This window comes from Variovorax sp. MPBD4-3 (assembly GCF_058809745.1).
Map to the genome: position 1 here is coordinate 15,736 of NZ_JBXASW010000005.1, position 15,758 is coordinate 31,493.

Annotated in this window: 14 protein-coding genes; 7 read left to right on the forward strand and 7 right to left on the reverse strand. The window is 67.5% G+C overall.

All coding sequences use genetic code 11. The features are described 5' to 3' along the window. The first annotated feature begins 110 nt into the window (after window positions 1-110). Both pcaQ and AC1RVW_RS04125 read left to right on the forward strand, forming a co-directional pair. Window positions 111-1,070 carry a pca operon transcription factor PcaQ gene (gene pcaQ / locus AC1RVW_RS04120; protein WP_493198186.1) on the forward strand — a complete coding sequence of 320 codons (960 nt, stop codon included), beginning with the start codon at window positions 111-113 and terminating at the stop codon, window positions 1,068-1,070. Further along, window positions 1,067-2,278 (forward strand): DUF418 domain-containing protein, encoded by a 1,212-nt coding sequence (locus tag AC1RVW_RS04125; RefSeq protein WP_493198188.1) that lies wholly within the window; start codon window positions 1,067-1,069, stop codon window positions 2,276-2,278. Before pcaQ ends, AC1RVW_RS04125 begins: the two co-directional genes overlap by 4 nt. On the opposite strand, the gene AC1RVW_RS04130 is transcribed toward AC1RVW_RS04125, so the two are convergent. Continuing rightward, window positions 2,251-2,871, reverse strand: coding sequence for a LysE family translocator (locus tag AC1RVW_RS04130; RefSeq protein WP_493198190.1), 621 nt, complete (start codon window positions 2,869-2,871; stop codon window positions 2,251-2,253). The two genes, AC1RVW_RS04125 and AC1RVW_RS04130, sit on opposite strands and share 28 nt — an antisense overlap. A gap of 106 nt (window positions 2,872-2,977) precedes the next feature. Here AC1RVW_RS04130 and AC1RVW_RS04135 point away from each other — a divergent pair, with 106 nt between their 5' ends. Then, window positions 2,978-3,472 carry an Lrp/AsnC family transcriptional regulator gene (locus AC1RVW_RS04135; protein ID WP_493198192.1) on the forward strand — a complete coding sequence of 165 codons (495 nt, stop codon included), beginning with the start codon at window positions 2,978-2,980 and terminating at the stop codon, window positions 3,470-3,472. A gap of 126 nt (window positions 3,473-3,598) precedes the next feature. On the opposite strand, the gene AC1RVW_RS04140 is transcribed toward AC1RVW_RS04135, so the two are convergent. From AC1RVW_RS04140 to AC1RVW_RS04160, 5 genes are all read right to left on the reverse strand, one after another. Further along, window positions 3,599-4,159, reverse strand: coding sequence for a hypothetical protein (locus AC1RVW_RS04140; protein WP_493198194.1), 561 nt, complete (start codon window positions 4,157-4,159; stop codon window positions 3,599-3,601). 12 nt (window positions 4,160-4,171) lie between these two features. Continuing rightward, on the reverse strand, window positions 4,172-5,308 hold the full coding sequence (locus AC1RVW_RS04145) for a hypothetical protein (protein WP_493198196.1): 1,137 nt from the start codon (window positions 5,306-5,308) through the stop codon (window positions 4,172-4,174). Between the two features lie 139 nt (window positions 5,309-5,447). After that, window positions 5,448-6,527, reverse strand: coding sequence for a mechanosensitive ion channel family protein (locus tag AC1RVW_RS04150; RefSeq protein ID WP_493198198.1), 1,080 nt, complete (start codon window positions 6,525-6,527; stop codon window positions 5,448-5,450). Then, the gene (locus AC1RVW_RS04155; RefSeq protein WP_493198200.1) at window positions 6,527-8,779 is read right to left on the reverse strand and encodes an FUSC family protein; all 2,253 of its coding nucleotides are present in this window, start codon (window positions 8,777-8,779) and stop codon (window positions 6,527-6,529) included. The genes AC1RVW_RS04150 and AC1RVW_RS04155 overlap by 1 nt, the downstream gene beginning before the upstream one ends. Before the next feature lie 2 nt (window positions 8,780-8,781). Further along, the gene (locus tag AC1RVW_RS04160; protein ID WP_081266529.1) at window positions 8,782-9,840 is read right to left on the reverse strand and encodes an inositol monophosphatase family protein; all 1,059 of its coding nucleotides are present in this window, start codon (window positions 9,838-9,840) and stop codon (window positions 8,782-8,784) included. Window positions 9,841-9,950: 110 nt separating this feature from the next. Between AC1RVW_RS04160 and AC1RVW_RS04165 the strand changes: the two genes are divergently transcribed. Together AC1RVW_RS04165 and cysE are read left to right on the forward strand one after the other, a co-directional pair. Then, window positions 9,951-10,691 (forward strand): RNA methyltransferase, encoded by a 741-nt coding sequence (locus tag AC1RVW_RS04165; protein WP_081266530.1) that lies wholly within the window; start codon window positions 9,951-9,953, stop codon window positions 10,689-10,691. A 76-nt stretch (window positions 10,692-10,767) separates the two neighbouring features. Beyond that, window positions 10,768-11,541, forward strand: a complete 774-nt coding sequence (gene cysE, locus AC1RVW_RS04170) for a serine O-acetyltransferase (RefSeq protein ID WP_081266531.1) — start codon at window positions 10,768-10,770, stop codon at window positions 11,539-11,541. 10 nt (window positions 11,542-11,551) lie between these two features. Here cysE and cadR read toward each other — a convergent pair whose 3' ends face one another. Then, complete coding sequence (gene cadR, locus AC1RVW_RS04175) at window positions 11,552-12,022, reverse strand: Cd(II)/Pb(II)-responsive transcriptional regulator (RefSeq protein WP_081266532.1); 471 nt, start codon at window positions 12,020-12,022, stop codon at window positions 11,552-11,554. A 70-nt stretch (window positions 12,023-12,092) separates the two neighbouring features. Between cadR and AC1RVW_RS04180 the strand changes: the two genes are divergently transcribed. Continuing rightward, a complete protein-coding gene (locus AC1RVW_RS04180) occupies window positions 12,093-14,414 on the forward strand; it encodes a heavy metal translocating P-type ATPase (protein WP_493198203.1) in 2,322 nt (773 codons plus the stop codon). Window positions 14,415-14,501: 87 nt separating this feature from the next. Next, entirely contained in the window at window positions 14,502-15,755 is a 1,254-nt protein-coding gene (locus tag AC1RVW_RS04185) for a cation:proton antiporter (protein ID WP_493198205.1), read from the forward strand. Window positions 15,756-15,758 lie beyond the last annotated feature (3 nt).

Below are 15,758 nucleotides of genomic sequence, written 5' to 3' on the forward strand. Positions count from 1 at the left end.
CTTGTCTGAGGCAACTCTAGGCCGGCGCCGGGGCCCGCACAACTGAAAGCTCTTCTGCCAGGTATTCCGGCTGGTTATATTTGCAAGCCCGTCGCTCCAAGGGAAGACCGATGTCAGCCATGAACTTTGCGCGCCTGAAGCTGCGCCACCTGCAATGCCTGGTGATGGTGGCGCAGGAACGCAACCTGGTGCGCGCCGCCAAGGCGCTGTCGCTCACGCAACCGGCGGTGTCCAAGACCGTGGCGGAGCTGGAAGAAATCATCGGCCGCCCGCTGCTGCTGCGGCGACGCCGCGGTGTGGAGCTCACGCCGGCCGCCGAAGTGCTGGTGCGCCATGCCGTGTCTGCGCTGCGCGGGCTGAGCGAAGGCCTGGGCCTGGCCATGGACATGCCCGAGGCCGACCAGCTGCACGTGGCCGTCGGCGCGCTGCCCAACATGGTGGCCAACCTGCTGCCGGAGGCGGTGGCCTTGCTGCATGCCTCGCATCCGGCGCTGCGCGTGCGGGTGGTCAGCGGCATCAACGCGCAGCTGATGACGCAGCTGCGCCAGGGCGAAATCGATCTCGTGCTGGGCCGGCTCGCGCAGGCCTCGGCCATGGCCGACCTCGCCTTCGAGCATCTCTACAGCGAACCCTTGCTGCTGGTGGTGCGGCCGGGGCATCCGCTGGCCTCGCGGCGCAAGCCGGCGCTCGATGCGCTGGCCGGCTATCCGCTGGTGCTGCCGGTGTCGGGCTCGCTGATCCGCCACACGGCGGACGCCTTTCTCATTGCGCAGGGCGTGGCCCTGCCCAACCGGCTGGTGGAGGCGACCGACACCAGCTTCGCCATCGGGCTGCTGCAGCGCTCCGATGCGGTGTGGTTCGCGCCGCAGGGCGCGGTCGAAGGCTTTGTGGCGCGCGGCGAACTCGAGCGCGTGGCCATCGACACCAGCAGCACCGAAGGCCCGGTCGGGCTCACGGTGCGGCGCAACGGCGAGCCGGGCGAGGGCGCGCGGCTCCTGATGGAAACCATCCACGGCATCGTGCAGAAGCGCAAGCCCGTCACGAGCCTGCGCCCGGTGGAGGCGGCATGAGCACGGTGGCTTCATCTCACGAGCGGCAGCCGCTGGTCGATGCACTGCGCGGCTTCGCGCTGCTCGGCATCCTGGTGGTGAACATCGCGAGCTTCTCGTCGCCGTTCTACGGCCTGGGCCTGTCCGACCCGATGGCCCAGTCGGCGGTGGAGCGCGCGGCGCTGTTCGCGCGCTCCTTGCTGTTCGAGACCAAGTTCTACCTGCTGTTCTCGTTCCTGTTCGGCTACAGCTTCACGCTGCAGATGCAGTCGGCCGAACGAGACGGCAAGCCCTTCGCGCCGCGAATGCTGCGGCGGCTGGCGGGGCTGTGGGTGCTGGGCCTGCTGCATGCGGTGGTGCTGTACCACGGCGACATCCTCACGACCTACGCGGTGATCGGCGGCGTGCTGCTGTTGCTGCGGCGGCGCGGCGACGGCGTCATGGCGTTCTGGGCGGTCAGCCTGGTGCTGCTCACTTCGCTGCTGTGGGCCAGCCTCGGCTACCTGATGACGCGCGCGGGCTTCGATGCCGACACGCTGAGTCTTCATGCCGAGGCCTTCGCGGCACTGGAGGCCTACCGGGGCACACCTGCCACGGTCATCGCCCAGCATGTGCGCGAGCTGGCGCAGGTGTGGGTGGTGCTCGCATTCGCGCAGGCACCGACGGCGCTGGCGATGTTCCTGGCGGGCTTCATCGCCGGGCGGCGCGGCCTGCTGGCGAATGCGGGCGCGCACCGCGCGTTGTTGAAGCGCCTGTTCTTCTGCGGGCTGCTCATCGGCGTGCCGGGCGCCATGTTCTACGCGCTCTCGACCACGCGCACAGGCGCCGGCGGCCGCGAGGTGGTCGGCCTTGCGCTCGGCCTGCTCACCGCGCCTTTCCTCACCGCCGCCTATGCGTCGGGACTGGCGCTGCTGTTCCAGGCGCCGCGCGGGCGGGCGCTTGTCGCGTGGCTCGCGCCGGCGGGGCGCATGGCGCTGTCCAACTACCTGCTGCAGTCGCTGGTGTGCGCGTGGATCTTCCTGGCCTACGGGTTGCGGCTGATGGGCTCGGTCGGGCCGCTCGCCAGCTTCGGGTTTGCGTTCTCCATTTTCGCGGTGCAACTGCTGCTGAGCCGCTGGTGGATGCAGCGCTTTGCCTATGGCCCGGTCGAATGGCTGCTGCGGGCGTTCACGCTGCTCGAGCTGCCGTCGATGCGCAAGACTCAGCGCATGAACAGCGTCGAGAGCTGATACGCCGCAAAGCCCACCAGCACCACGCCTGAAAACCGGTTGATGCCCTGCATGGCCCTGTCGCTGAGCCGGTGCCGCACCATCGACACCGCGCTCGAAAGCCCGAGCCACCACAGCGCCGAGCCGAGGAACACGCCGAGCACCATGGTTGCGGCGGCCGGCGCGCCGCTCACGTGGCCGGTGGTGATGGAAGCGAACACCGCAATGAAAGACAGGATGGTCATCGGATTGGCCAGCGTCAGCAGGAACACCGACAGCACCGCCTTCAGCGGCGTGGTCGCGTCGGCGGCCTCGCGTGCCTTGGTGGCGGCGGGCGCGCGCAGCAACTGCACGCCCATCCACGCGAGGAACGCCGCGCCGCCCAGCGCCAGCGGCACGCGCGCCGCCACCATCGTGGCAATGACGGCAGATACACCCAGCGCGCCGATGGCGCCGTAGAACGCATCCGCCAGCGCGGCGCCAAGGCCGCTCATGAAGCCGATGAGGCGGCCATGCGCGAGCGTGCGCTGGATGCACAGCAGGCCGATGGGACCGACCGGCGCGGCAATCGAAAGGCCGATGACGAGGGACTTGAGGAAGAGTGCGGAATCCATCCGGCAATTCTCCCGAGCCGCCCCGTTGTAGAGAATGGCGAAGCGCAGGCCGATCGGCCCGTTGGCCTGAAATCGGAAGCCTGCGCCTCACTCACGCCTGAAATCCATGGAAATCGACAGCAAGAACTGGCAGATCCTCGACGTGCTTCAAGAGGACGCGCGAACCTCGCTCACCTCGCTGGCGCGGCAGGTCGGCCTGTCGGTGCCGTCGACGTCGGAGCGCGTGAAGCGGCTGGAGGAGGCTGGCGTGCTTGAGGGCTATCGCGCCGTGGTGCCGCCGCGCAAGGTGGGCTACACGGTGACGGCGCTGGTCGGCATCACCACGCTGCAGCCAGACAAGCCACGGCTGTTGAAGCTGCTCGAGGGCAAGCCCGAAGTGCTCGAATGCCTGCACGTGACGGGGCAGGACTCGTACGTGATGAAGGTGATCGCGCGCGACATCGAGCACCTGGAGAGCTTCGTCGGCAGCATCAACCACCTGGGCGAGACGCGCACGTCGATCGTCATGTCGGTGCCGATACCGGCACGCGCGGTGCGGGCGCCGGCCGGGCTGGCCGATCAGCGCGTTGCCGGGGCTGTAAGTACGGCGGGCGGCGCGTAGATCTGCCCGCGAGCCAGATGCCCGGCACCCGGGGCTTCCAGATTTCGCCGGGCGCGGCGGCAAATCGGGCTAGTCGACGATGCAAATCTCACGGTCGACGACATGCTGGCTTCCGCCACATAAGGATCAAGTTGCGACTTGTCGGCGCTTTTCTGTGTCCGAACGCATTCTTTGAGGGTGACGGCCGTACTGTCGTTTGAAGCCCAGCTCTTCCGGCTTCACGTCGTACTCGTTGATCAGCGTACGGACTTCCTCGACGACTCTCGGTTTGTGGGCAGCAATCAATTCGTCCAGTTCCCGCTGGAGATCAGCGATTTTTCTATGCACTTCTTCGAGGGGAATCTCACTCTTCGCCGTTGCTATGCGCTTCCTGTTTGTCCCGGGGCTTCGCGCGGCAGGTGGACGCTTGTGCTTGGCGTCGCCGTTCTCGTCGAGGCTGGCAAGGGTCCGAGACAGTTTCTCGAGAATCAGCTTGCGCTGGCTGTAGTCAGCGTTACGAAGACGTTCGACGGTCGTGGCCTTGTTTGCGAGCTTGTTACTGTTCTTGGCAAGCTCGCTGAACTTGAGCGCCAGTTCATCTAAGTTGTCCATATCTTCGACCGCTGAGGTGTCATCAGGCCTTCGCCGCTCGAGTTCAAGGCCCGGATTCAGTGCAATCAATTTTTTGAGCAAGGCATCGCGATCCATGGGGTCTTCCTTCTATCCTACTGAAAGAGAGTCCATTTCCTGTGCCAAGTTCTCGGCAAGCTCATGGGCAAGATTATAAAAATCAATCAACTCGTCGGCTGTGATGTCGCTGCCGGCGATGTTGAAACCTGCCAATTGGCGCAACTCATTTGCGACAGTGCGATCGAGATCTTTGAGCATACGCTCAAGTTCCGCGCTACGCGCCGAGTTCGAAATCCTGACCATGACGGGGTGACCGAGCACGCTTGCGATGTCGCTTACAGGCTCCTCCATTCCTGCAACCAGGTACCAGGAGAGGGCGCGCTTCAGCGCTTTGACGAGTTTTGGGCCCGACGCCGGAAGCTCCTTGGCTCCTGCTTCGGTCAATGCCTTGGTTTCGTCCTTGAGCCAGTTCATGTAGCGCCCCAAGTCTTTCGGCGCGAGGAGCGAACGATGCGGCTGCCGAGTCTCTTCACAGACCGCGATCTCCTGATATTGAAAGCTCAAGGCCGCATTGTGCGAATCGGTGTAACTGGTGTCGGTCGACAGGATCAAGTTGGTAACCGCGATCGGGCCGAAGCACGCGGGCGCGGCAACATAATCGAGCTTGAATCGCTCGAACTCGGTCTTGGAGCCGACATGCAGTTTGATTCCGGCCAGAAACGGCTCCAGATTCGGGAACGGGCGGCGCTCCGCCTGGGCATCTGACTTGACGCGAAAAAGGCACGGCAGTGTTTCCTCCTTGGCCTTGGCGTCTACTCTAGTCTTGGCACTATCGAGATCGTCGAAGTAGTACTCGCAGAAATCAAGATCGGTGATGGAAGCAATCTTGCCTAGAAAGGTGGCGCTACCGCTGAGGCAGATGTTGCCGGACTCGTTGAGCCTGCAAGCAATCAGCAGATCGTTGATTTCGTCGAGCATCGCGCCTACCGGAAACATTGAGGCGAGATTGAACGGCACGTAGTAGTTTTTGCCGTGAACCGACTTGACCAGATAGCCCGGAGAAGAATGGACCCGTTGAAACCCGCTCGAAGCCAGCAGCAGCGCAGCCCCTTCGGTGCGCAACTTCAGATAGTCTTCGACGAGGCCGAATAGAACTCCATCGGCCGGTTGCCCGTTGAATGCGAATTGGGCGCAGGCCAGTGGGATAAGCGAAATTTCATCAGGCATGGAACGATCCGAACGACGGTTCCAGCCCATGAAGCGGGACAGAAACCAAACTTCTCGGCATTTAGTATCTCAGATGAAGTTTGCAGCCCGCTGCCGCCGTATGGTCGGGGCGGCAATGGCCGCCGTTGTAGCGCCCCGCTCAGGTGTGGGGCGCCTGCTGCGAAATTTGCCGCTCCTGCGCACCTTCGCTCTCGATGCGCATCTTGGGCAGGAACTGCGGGTACTCGCGCTGCATGAAGTCGATCAGCCCTTCGCGCACGTTGCATCGCAGGTCGAAGGCCAGGCCCGAAGTGGCGGCGGTGCACAGCACGCGGATCTGCATGGTGCGCTCGGTGGCGTCGGTCACGCGCAGGTTGAAGAAGCGGCCGTCCCATTCGGGCGAAGACTTCACGATGCGCTCGACCTCTTCGCGCAGCGGCGCGAGCGGCATGCCGTAGTCGGCGTAGATGAACACAGCGCCCAGCAACTGCGACGAGTGGCGCGTCCAGTTCTGGAACGGCTTCTCGATGAAGTAGGTGAGCGGCAGGATCAGCCGGCGCTCGTCCCAGATCTTGATGACCACGAAGGTGCCGGTGATCTCCTCGACACGGCCCCATTCGCCTTCGACCACCAGCACGTCGTCGATGCGGATCGGCTGCGCCAGCGCGATCTGCAGGCCGGCGATGAGGTTGCTGAACACCGGCTTGGCCGCCAGGCCGGCCACGATGCCGATCACGCCGGCGGAGGCCAGCAGGCTGGCGCCGACCTGGCGCGCGCCGGGGAAGGTCATGAGCATCATCGCGCCGCCGGCCACCAGCACCACCGTCATGGCGGTGCGCGCGAGCACGCGGGTCTGCGTGAGCACGCGGCGCGCATGCAGGTTGTCGGCCACGTCCGAGGGGTTCTGCGCCAGCACGCCTTCGGCGAAGCCGCTGATGGCCCTGACCGCGAGCCAGGTGGTCGAAGCGATCAGCAGCAGCCCGGTGAGATGGCGCACGTTGCCGATGAACTGCAGGTTGTCAGGCGCGCCCTGCCACACCACGTTGAGCGCCAGCAGCGGCAGCACGAACCGCGCCGCGGAATTGCAGCTGACCACCATCGAATGGATCGTCGGGGCGGGGCGGGTGACCCGCCTCAACACAAGGCCGCCGATACGGTGCGCGAGAAGAGAAAGGGGAACTGCGATCAGGGCGGCAACCCATGTGCCGAACCAGGGGTGGGCGAGTATCTCTTTGATCATCAGGCGGTGGTCGTCTTTGCTTGTGCTGTGGTTTCGTTCAGTGGTTGAAGAATGCGGGCCGCGTCGTCGCGCAGCTGCGTGGCGAGGGCCGTGGCCAGATCGAGGCGGCGCAGCAGCCAGGGGCTGATGTCGTTGTCGAACGGGTCGGGCAGGGGAATCGGTCCGCCGACGGCGGTGGAACCGCTGCTCTCGGGGTGAGAGGGGCCGGTGGTCGGCATAGTTCCGATGGCGGCCTCGATTCGTTGCGAGGTGCGGCTGATGGGGCCTTCGACCTCGCCCGGCGTGAGGCGGTCGCGGCGCAGCACGAGCATCGACTTGACCGCGCTGAGTTGCGCGAGCAACTGGTAGCTGTGGGCCTGCAGGTGTTCGAGCGGCTCCAGCGGCGGCTGCACCGCGCGCGGTTCGGAGAGCGAACGCTGCGTGGCCTGCACCAGCGCCGAGAGGCTGTCGTAGGCCTCGCGGCGCGCAAGCCGCCATTCGAGCTCGGGGCTGCTGTCGATGGCCTGCAACTGGCCCAGGCCGAGCGCCAGGCGCGCATGGCGGGCCTGCGCCGTGAGCACGCGCGCCACCAGCGCGGGAATCTGCGTGCGCTCCCATGACGGCAGCACGTAGCAGAAGCCCCAGGCCAGCGCGGCGCCGATGAGCGTGTCGGCGATGCGCTCGAACAGCGCGAAGATGGGCGCCACGCCCACGTTCAGCATGTGGGCCTGCACCAGGCCCAGCACGGTGGCGGCCACGGCGGTGATGAGGTAGCGCCGCACCGCGAAGCTGTGCGCGATGGCCTGCGCCACGGTCACGATGGCCAGCAGCGCCAGCGCCGACGGATGCGCCGACAGCAGCCCCACCGCGAGCACGCAGCCCAGCAGCGTGCCGGCCACGCGCGCGTTGCGCCGCTCCAGCGTCTGCGAGAGGCTGCCGCGCAGCACGACCACGATGGTCAGCAGAATCCAGTAGTCGTGCGAGCCCCACGGCATCGACACCGCAATGGCGTAGCCGGCACCGATGGCCAGCGACGCGCGGATGGCGTGGCGCAGCGGCGGCTGGTCCCAGCGCCACAGCGTGAAGAAGGGGCGCCACGACCAGTCGGTCGGGCTCACGAACATCTGCCAGTTGGCGCGCACCACGGCAAGGTTGGGCTCGACGTCGCCGCGGGCCATGGCCGACAGGCGCAGCACTTCGTCGTTGATGTGGCCGATGCGGCTGGCCAGCCCGCGCGCCAGCATGGCGGCGGTGGGGCCGATGTGGCCGCCGCCCCCATGGGTGCTGGCGCTGTCGTCGGCCGACACATGGATGGCCGCGAGCCGAGGGCGCCGGTCCGCCACGGCGGCGGGATGGCGGCGCATCAGCAGCGCATCGGCCAGCGCGATGGTCTCGTCGGCGAGTTCTTCGAGCACCTCGCGCATTTCGATGAGCGACGCGGCATGCGCGGGGTGGGCGCGCAGGGTGTCGAGGTCGAGCTCGCTCGCGAGCAGCTGGTCGCGCATTTCGAGCACGATCACCAGCATGGCGGCCAGCCGCTGGCGGCGCGGCGTGCGGGGCGATTCGAGCACGATGTCTCGCGTGGCCTGCAGCTGGTCGGCCAGCGCGGCCTGTTCGCGCAGCAGCTGGCCGAGCACGGGCGCGGGGGTGTCGCGCACGTCGCGGGTGTCGTCGTGCGGCAGGAACTGGCCGGCCTCGGTGCGCATGAGCGCGGCCAGCGAATACAGCACGTCGGCCATCGACTGGGTGCGAAAGCGCCCGTTGAGCAGCAGGTTGGCGAGCGTGGCCCAGATCACGTAGAGGCCCGCGCCCAGCCCGAAATGCCAGGTGCGCTCGATGGCATCGGCCATGTCGCGCGGGGTCTGCGTGGCCATGGAGAAGATCATCGAGAACATCACCGCGATGGCGATCGGGATGCCCCGCTTGCCCCAGGCCATGGCCAGGAAGGCCATGAAGGTGGCCGGCACCAGCAGCAGCCCGAGGCGGATGGGCGCGGTGTGCAGCATCTGCACCGCAAAGAAGAGCGGCAGGCCGATGAGCGGCGCCGGCAGCATCTGGAAGAACTTGCCGCGGCGCGGGCCGGGCAGGTCGGGCGGCGCGGTGACGATCACGCCGGTGGCGGCCGTGGAGGCCGCCAGGGTGCCCAGCCACAGGTGGATGCCGCCCGATATGAACAGCAGCCCCAGCGCCACGGTGAGCCCGCTCGCGACATAGTGGCTCAGCGCAATGCGCAGAGCGGCGCGAACCCGGTGGGCGGCGCGGGGCCCCAGCATCGTCACTTGGCGGAAGCGTCGCCCTCGGAGGGGGCTCCAGCGGCGGGAGCGGCGTCGCGGCGCACGCGCGTGAGCTTGCGCGGCGCGGCGGGGGCGGCCACGGCGGGCTTGTCGCCTTCAGCGGTTTCGTCGGCGAAATCGACCACCGTGCTGCGGGCGTACAGGTCGGCCGACGCGTCGTCGGGGTTCGACTTGGTCGAGGCCGACACGGCGCGCATGCGGTCGCTGGCGCGCAGCTTGTCGTCGACGTTGGCGAACTTGGAGTACTTGGCGAGCAGCGGCACCAGCTGGCCGTAGATGCGCGGCGCGGCAGCCAGGCATTCGCGCTGTTCGAGGAATTCGGGCTCGCCCGTGAAGTTGCCGATCAGGCCGCCGGCTTCGGTGACCAGCAGCGAACCTGCGGCCACGTCCCAGGGGTTCAGGCCGGTCTCGAAGAAGCCGTCGGTGAAGCCCGCGGCCACGTAGGCCAGGTCCAGGGCAGCCGCGCCGGGGCGGCGCAGGCCGGCCATGCGGGGCATCATGTCCGCCATGATGGCCAGGTACTGCTTGAAGTTGTCGCCCGTGCGGAACGGGAAGCCCGTGGAAATGAGGCACTCGGTGAGCTTGGTGCGCTTGGACACGCGGATGCGGCGCTCGTTCATGTAGGCGCCGCGGCCCTTGGTGGCCGTGAACAGGTCGTTGCGGCTCGGGTCGTACACCACGGCCTGCTCGATTTTGCCGCGCACGGACAGCGCGATGGACACGCAGTACACGGGGAAGCCGTGGATGAAGTTGGTGGTGCCGTCGAGCGGATCGATGATCCAGACGTAGTCGGAGTCCTTGGCGCCGTGTTCGGTGCCCGATTCTTCGGCCAGGATGCCGTGCCCCGGGTAGGCGCCGAGCAGCGTTTCGATGATCGCTTGCTCGCTCGCGTGATCGACTTCGGTGACGAAGTCGTTGACCTGCTTCTGCGAAATGCGCACGGCCTCGACGTCGAGGGCAGCGCGGTTGATGATCGCGCCGGCGGCGCGTGCGGCCTTGACGGCCACGTTGAGCATGGGATGCAGGTTGGGGGACGACATTGGATTGTGGGAAGAACGGTGGGGAGGACCCCGGAGGCGGCCCGGCGATGCGGGCAGCGAGAATCGGGGCATTTTACCGGCTCCGCCGTTCCGTGTCTCCCGAACCCGCCATGCGCACCCGTTTCATCCTGATCCAGACCAGCCACGCCGGCAATGTGGGCGCCGCCGCCCGCGCCATGAAGACCATGGGCTTCTCCGACCTCGTGCTGGTGGCTCCCCGCTGGGCCAACGTGCTGCGGCGCGAGGAAACCATCCAGCGCGCGAGCGGCGCGCTCGACGTGCTGACCAACGCCCGCATCGTCGAGACGCTGGACGAAGCCCTCGACGGCGTGACCCACCTTTGCGCCACGGCCATGATCCCGCGCGACTTCGGCCCGCCCACCCGCACGCCCCGGGAGCACCTGGAGCCGCTGGCGAAGCAGGGTGACCAGCACGTCGCCTTCCTGTTCGGCTCCGAGCGTTTCGGCATGCGGAACGAAGACGTCTACCGCTGCAACGTGGCGCTGACCATTCCCACCGACCCCAAATTCGGCTCGCTCAACCTGGGCGCGGCCATCCAGGTGATCGCCTACGAATGGCGGCTGGCGCTGGGCGGCTACGAAGTGCGCGAGGCCGTCAACCCGGTGCAGGCCGCCGACGCGCAGGCCGTGGCCGGCATGCTCGACCACTGGGAGCGCTCGCTGGTGGACATCGGCTTTCTCGACCCGGAGGCGCCCAAGAAGCTCATGCCGCGGCTGCAGCAACTGTTCAACCGGGCCCAGCCCACGCCGGAAGAAATCCACATCCTGCGCGGCATCGCCAAGGCCATGAGCGACGCGACCAAGCCGCCACGTGGCTCGCTGCCCGAATAAAACCTTATCGCCCGTAAGCGATGGCGGCGGGCTATAGACTGCCCGCCCCATATAGATATAACGACAAAAGGCAGCGATGTTCTCTCGACTGCGCGCCGACATCCGGTGCATCCTCGAACGCGACCCGGCCGCCCGCAGCGCCTGGGAAGTGATCACGGTCTACCCCGGCTTCCATGCCGTGGTGCTGCACCGTTGGGCGCACGCCTGTTGGACCCACGGCTTCAAGTGGCCGGCGCGCTTCATCGCGCACTGGGCGCGCTGGATGACGGGCATCGAGATCCACCCGGCCGCCAAGATCGGCGAACGTGTGTTCTTCGACCACGCAATGGGCGTGGTGGTCGGCGAGACCGCCGAGATCGGCGACGGCTGCACCATCTACCAGGGCGTGACGCTGGGCGGCACCTCGCTCTACAAGGGCACCAAGCGGCACCCCACGCTGGGCCGCAACGTGGTGGTGAGCGCAGGGGCCAAGGTGCTGGGCGGCTTCGAGGTGGGCGACGGCGCCAAGATCGGCAGCAACGCGGTGGTCATCAAGCCGGTGCCCGCGGGCGCGACGGCGGTGGGTATTCCGGCGCGCATCATCCCGTCGAAGGCCGGTGAAAGCGCCGACGTGGCCGCGCCGCAGAAGTTCTCGGCCTACGGCATCACGCAGGAAGACGACCCGCTGAGCCAGGCCATGCGCGGCCTGGTCGAGAACGCGTCGAGCCAGGAGCACCAGATCGCGCTGCTGTGGCAGGCCATCGAGAAGCTGTCGGACCGCTCCGGCACCACCAAGGACTGCGTGCCGGGCGATGCGGCCCGCGACGAGTGCTTCGAAGCCGAGAAGCTCACGCAGCTCATCGGCAAGTAGAAAAGACCGGTCAGGCCGCGCGCTTGGCCGGCGCGTGCAGCGCGCCGTGCACGTGCCCCGCGTGCTGGCCGAAGGGCTCGGGCGCGAGCGTGGCGGTGTCCAGCTCCTGCAGGATGCCGCAGTTGCTCGCCGACTCCGACCCGCCGCATTGCTGGCGCAGCGCCTTCAACTGTTTTTCCAGCGTCTTCAGCTCGGCGATGCGCGCGGCCACGTGGCCGATGTGGTCGTCGAGCAGCTGGTTGACCTGGCCGCAGTCTTCCTGCGGGGCGTCGCGGAATCTGAGCAGGCTGCGGATCTCGTCGAGCGTCATGTCCAGCGAGCGGCAGCGGCGGATGAAGCCCAGGCGCTGGGCGTGGTCTTCGTCGTAAATGCGGTAGTTGCCGTCGGTGCGCGCGGGCTCGGGCAGCAGCCGTTCGCGCTCGTAGTACCGGATGGTTTCGACGGGTGTGTTCGCGACCTTGGCCAGCTCACCGATTTTCATGATGCGGCAAATGAACGAATGGAAATGAACGTTTGACTCTACACCTGCTTCAGGGTTTCCAATCGATTCCATGACGAACGAAAACGCTCTGACCCGGCCTGTGCCGCACGCCCATTCGCACCCCCATCTGCAGGGCGACGACCACGGCCACGACCACGAGCACGCCAAGCCCCATGCCCACTCGCACGCCGAGCATTCGTGCTGCGGCAGCGCCAGCCCCTGCGGCCCGGTTCCGCTCGCTCCGGCCGCAACAGACAATGCCGATGTGCCCAAGGGCGCCTTGCTGTTCCGCATTCCCACCATGGACTGCGCGGTGGAAGAGTCGGAAATCCGCCGCGCGCTGGAACCGGTGGCGGGCGTCAAGGCCCTGCGCTTTCGCCTCGGCGAGCGCACCATGGCCATCACCACCGAAGACGGCGCGTTGCCCGAGGCACTGGCCGCCATCCGCAAGGCCGGCTTCAAGCCGGAGCCGCTGAACGCTCCCGGCGAGCAGGCCGCCGCGGCGCCCGCGCAGATCGCCGGCATGAACATGGGCCTCGTGCGCCTCGTCGCGGCGCTGGTGCTGGCCATCGCCGCCGAGTCGATTTCGTTCATGGCGCCGGACGGCATGGGCTTCAAGGCCTTGGAAGTCGTGCTCGCGCTCGGCGCCATCGGCCTGGCGGGCCTGGACACCTACAAGAAAGGCTTTGCCGCGCTGGTGCGCGGGCGCCTGAACATCAACGCCCTGATGGCGGTGGCCGTGACCGGCGCCTTCATCATCGGCCAGTGGCCCGAAGCCGCAATGGTGATGGCGCTCTACGCCATAGCCGAGCTGATCGAGGCGCGTGCCGTGGACCGCGCGCGCAACGCCATCCAGAGCCTGCTGGCGCTCGCGCCCGAGCAGGCGGAGGTCAAGCAGGCCGACGGCAGCTGGCAGACCGTGATGGCCAACACCGTGGCGCTGGGCGCCGTGGCGCGCATCCGCCCCGGCGAGCGCGTGCCGCTCGACGGCGTGGTCACCGAAGGCACCAGCGCCATCGACCAGGCACCCGTCACCGGCGAGAGCATTCCCGTCGACAAGACCGTGGGCGACCCGGTGTTCGCGGGCACCATCAACCAGACCGCCGCGCTCGAGTTCCGCGTGACGGCGGTGGCGTCGAACACCACGCTCGCGCGCATCATCCACGCCGTCGAGGAGGCACAGGGCTCGCGCGCACCCACGCAGCGCTTCGTCGACAGGTTCGCGGCCGTCTACACGCCCACGGTCTTCGTGCTGGCGCTGGCCGTGGCGGTGCTCACGCCGCTGTTCATGGACTGGACGTGGATGCAGTCGGTGTACAAGGCGCTGGTGCTGCTGGTCATTGCGTGCCCGTGCGCGCTGGTCATCTCCACGCCGGTCACCGTGGTGAGCGCGCTGGCCTCGGCCGCGCGGCGCGGCATTCTCATCAAGGGCGGCACGTACCTCGAAGAGGCGCGCAAGCTCAAAGCGATTGCGCTCGACAAGACCGGCACCATCACCGAAGGCAAGCCGAAGCTGGTCGAGTCGGTGCTGTTGGATGCATCGGGCAATGAAGCCGTCGCTTTCGCGGTGGCCGCCAGCATCGCTGGCCGCTCCGACCACCCGGTGTCGAAAGCCATTGCAGGGCGCCTGAAGAGCCAGCGGCAAGAGGTCGCCGACTTCACCGCGCTGCCCGGCCGCGGCGTCGGGGCCACGCTGGCGGGCCAGGCCTACGTGCTCGGCAACCATCGCCTGATCGAGGAACGCGGGCTGTGCTCGCCGGCGCTCGAAGCCGAGCTCAAGCGGCATGAAGAAGCGGGCCGCACCGTCACGCTGCTGGCGTCGGACACGGCGGTGCTGGCGCTGTTCGCGGTGGCCGACACCATCAAGGAATCGTCGCAGGCGGCGGTGGCCGAGCTGCGCGCGCTGGGCGTGACGCCCGTGATGCTCACCGGCGACAACACCGCCACGGCAAAGACCATCGGCGCCCACGCCGGCATCGACGACGTGCGCGGCAACCTGCTGCCCGAGGAAAAGCTCGACGCCATCAAGGCCATGCAGCAGCGCTACGGCGCGGCCGCCATGACCGGCGACGGCATCAATGACGCACCCGCGCTGGCACAGGCCGACATCGGCTTCGCCATGGGCGGCGCGGGCACCGACACCGCCATGGAAGCGGCCGACGTGGTCATCATGAACGACGACCTGCGCCGCATTCCCGAGACCATCCGCCTGTCGCGCCGCGCGCATTCGGTGCTTTGGCAGAACATCACGTTGGCCCTGGGCATCAAGGCGGTGTTCTTCGTGCTCGCGGTGTTCGGCAGCGCAACGATGTGGATGGCGGTGTTCGCGGACATGGGGGCGAGCCTGCTGGTGGTGGCGAACGGGCTGCGCCTGATGCGCGTAGCCAAGTAAGGGTAGGGCGGAGGCCGGGTTGAGCCGGTCATCGGGGGGCACTAACATGGGCCGCAATTCCGTCGGCTTCCAAGTTATCGCTACGCCATGTCCGCAACCTCCCTGCTGCTGCAACTCATCGTCATCCTGACCACCGCGCGCGTCTGCGGCTGGGTTCTCCGGCACGTCGGGCAGCCCGGCGTGGTGGGCGAGATGGCCGCCGGCCTGATGCTGGGGCCGATCGTCTTCGGGGCGCTGTTTCCGTCGCTGCATGCGCAGCTGTTCTCCAGGGAGTCGCTGCAGGGACTGTCGTCGCTGTCGACCCTCGGGCTGGTGCTTTTCATGTTCGTGGTGGGGCTGGAGCTGCGAGCTTCCAAAAGCGTGCGCGAGCAGTTGCGTTCGGCGGGCTACGTGGGCGTGCTGAGCGTGGTCGTGCCGCTGGCGCTGGGCATCGCGATCTCGCCGGCCCTCTATCCCACGCTGGCGCCGGCGGGTGTCGGCTTCTGGCCGTTCGCGCTGTTCATGGCGGCGGCGCTGTCGATCACCGCATTCCCGGTGATGGCGCGCATCCTCAAGGACCGCGGCATGACGCGCACGCCCTTCGGCCAGCTGTCGCTCGGCGCCGCCGCCGTGGTCGACGTGTTCGCGTGGATCCTGCTGGCTTTCGTGGTGGCGATGGTGGGGGCGGGCGAGGGCTACCAGGGGCTGCTCAAGACCACGCTGGGCATGGCCGTGGTGCTGTGCGTGCTGTTCTTTGGGCTCAAGCCGGCTTTCGCGTGGCTGTTGCGCACCAGGGCACCCGAGGGCGAGCCCTCGACCACGGTGATGGCCTCGCTGATGCTCGGCCTGCTGGCCACGGCCCTGGCCACCGAGTGGCTGCACCTGCACGCGGTGTTCGGTGCTTTCCTCTTCGGCGCCTGCCTGCCGCGCGACGACCGGCTGCTGAAATCGCTGAGCGAGCGCATCGAGCCGATCTCCATCGTCGTGCTGATGCCGCTGTTCTTTGCGCTGGCCGGGCTCGGCACCACGTCCAACGCGTTCGCGGGTGCGGGCTTCGGCGCCATGATGCTGATCCTGGCCACGGCCGCCTTCGGCAAGATCGCCGGCGGCGCGGTCGGCGCCCGCATGGCGGGCTACGGCTGGCGTGAAAGCCTGGCCACGGGCTCGCTGATGAACGCGCGCGGGCTGATGGAGCTCATCGTCATGAAGATCGGCCTGGACGCCGGCCTCATCGGCCCCGAACTGTTCACCATGCTGCTGGTGATGGCGCTCGCGACCACCGCCATGACCGGGCCGCTGATCAACCTGTTCATCGGCCGCCGGGCGCCTGCCGTGGCCGACGCGGCGCACGCCAAGCCTTGATGG

Excerpts from the sequence above, each read along its gene's own strand:
- pcaQ (WP_493198186.1), top strand. The coding sequence starts at position 111 with ATGTCAGCCATGAACTTTGCGCGCCTGAAGCTGCGCCACCTGCAATGC.
- AC1RVW_RS04125 (WP_493198188.1), top strand. The coding sequence starts at position 1,067 with ATGAGCACGGTGGCTTCATCTCACGAGCGGCAGCCGCTGGTCGATGCA.
- AC1RVW_RS04130 (WP_493198190.1), bottom strand. The coding sequence starts at position 2,871 with ATGGATTCCGCACTCTTCCTCAAGTCCCTCGTCATCGGCCTTTCGATT.
- AC1RVW_RS04135 (WP_493198192.1), top strand. The coding sequence starts at position 2,978 with ATGGAAATCGACAGCAAGAACTGGCAGATCCTCGACGTGCTTCAAGAG.
- AC1RVW_RS04140 (WP_493198194.1), bottom strand. The coding sequence starts at position 4,159 with ATGGATCGCGATGCCTTGCTCAAAAAATTGATTGCACTGAATCCGGGC.
- AC1RVW_RS04145 (WP_493198196.1), bottom strand. The coding sequence starts at position 5,308 with ATGCCTGATGAAATTTCGCTTATCCCACTGGCCTGCGCCCAATTCGCA.
- AC1RVW_RS04150 (WP_493198198.1), bottom strand. The coding sequence starts at position 6,527 with ATGATCAAAGAGATACTCGCCCACCCCTGGTTCGGCACATGGGTTGCC.
- AC1RVW_RS04155 (WP_493198200.1), bottom strand. The coding sequence starts at position 8,779 with ATGCTGGGGCCCCGCGCCGCCCACCGGGTTCGCGCCGCTCTGCGCATT.
- AC1RVW_RS04160 (WP_081266529.1), bottom strand. The coding sequence starts at position 9,840 with ATGTCGTCCCCCAACCTGCATCCCATGCTCAACGTGGCCGTCAAGGCC.
- AC1RVW_RS04165 (WP_081266530.1), top strand. The coding sequence starts at position 9,951 with ATGCGCACCCGTTTCATCCTGATCCAGACCAGCCACGCCGGCAATGTG.
- cysE (WP_081266531.1), top strand. The coding sequence starts at position 10,768 with ATGTTCTCTCGACTGCGCGCCGACATCCGGTGCATCCTCGAACGCGAC.
- cadR (WP_081266532.1), bottom strand. The coding sequence starts at position 12,022 with ATGAAAATCGGTGAGCTGGCCAAGGTCGCGAACACACCCGTCGAAACC.
- AC1RVW_RS04180 (WP_493198203.1), top strand. The coding sequence starts at position 12,093 with ATGACGAACGAAAACGCTCTGACCCGGCCTGTGCCGCACGCCCATTCG.
- AC1RVW_RS04185 (WP_493198205.1), top strand. The coding sequence starts at position 14,502 with ATGTCCGCAACCTCCCTGCTGCTGCAACTCATCGTCATCCTGACCACC.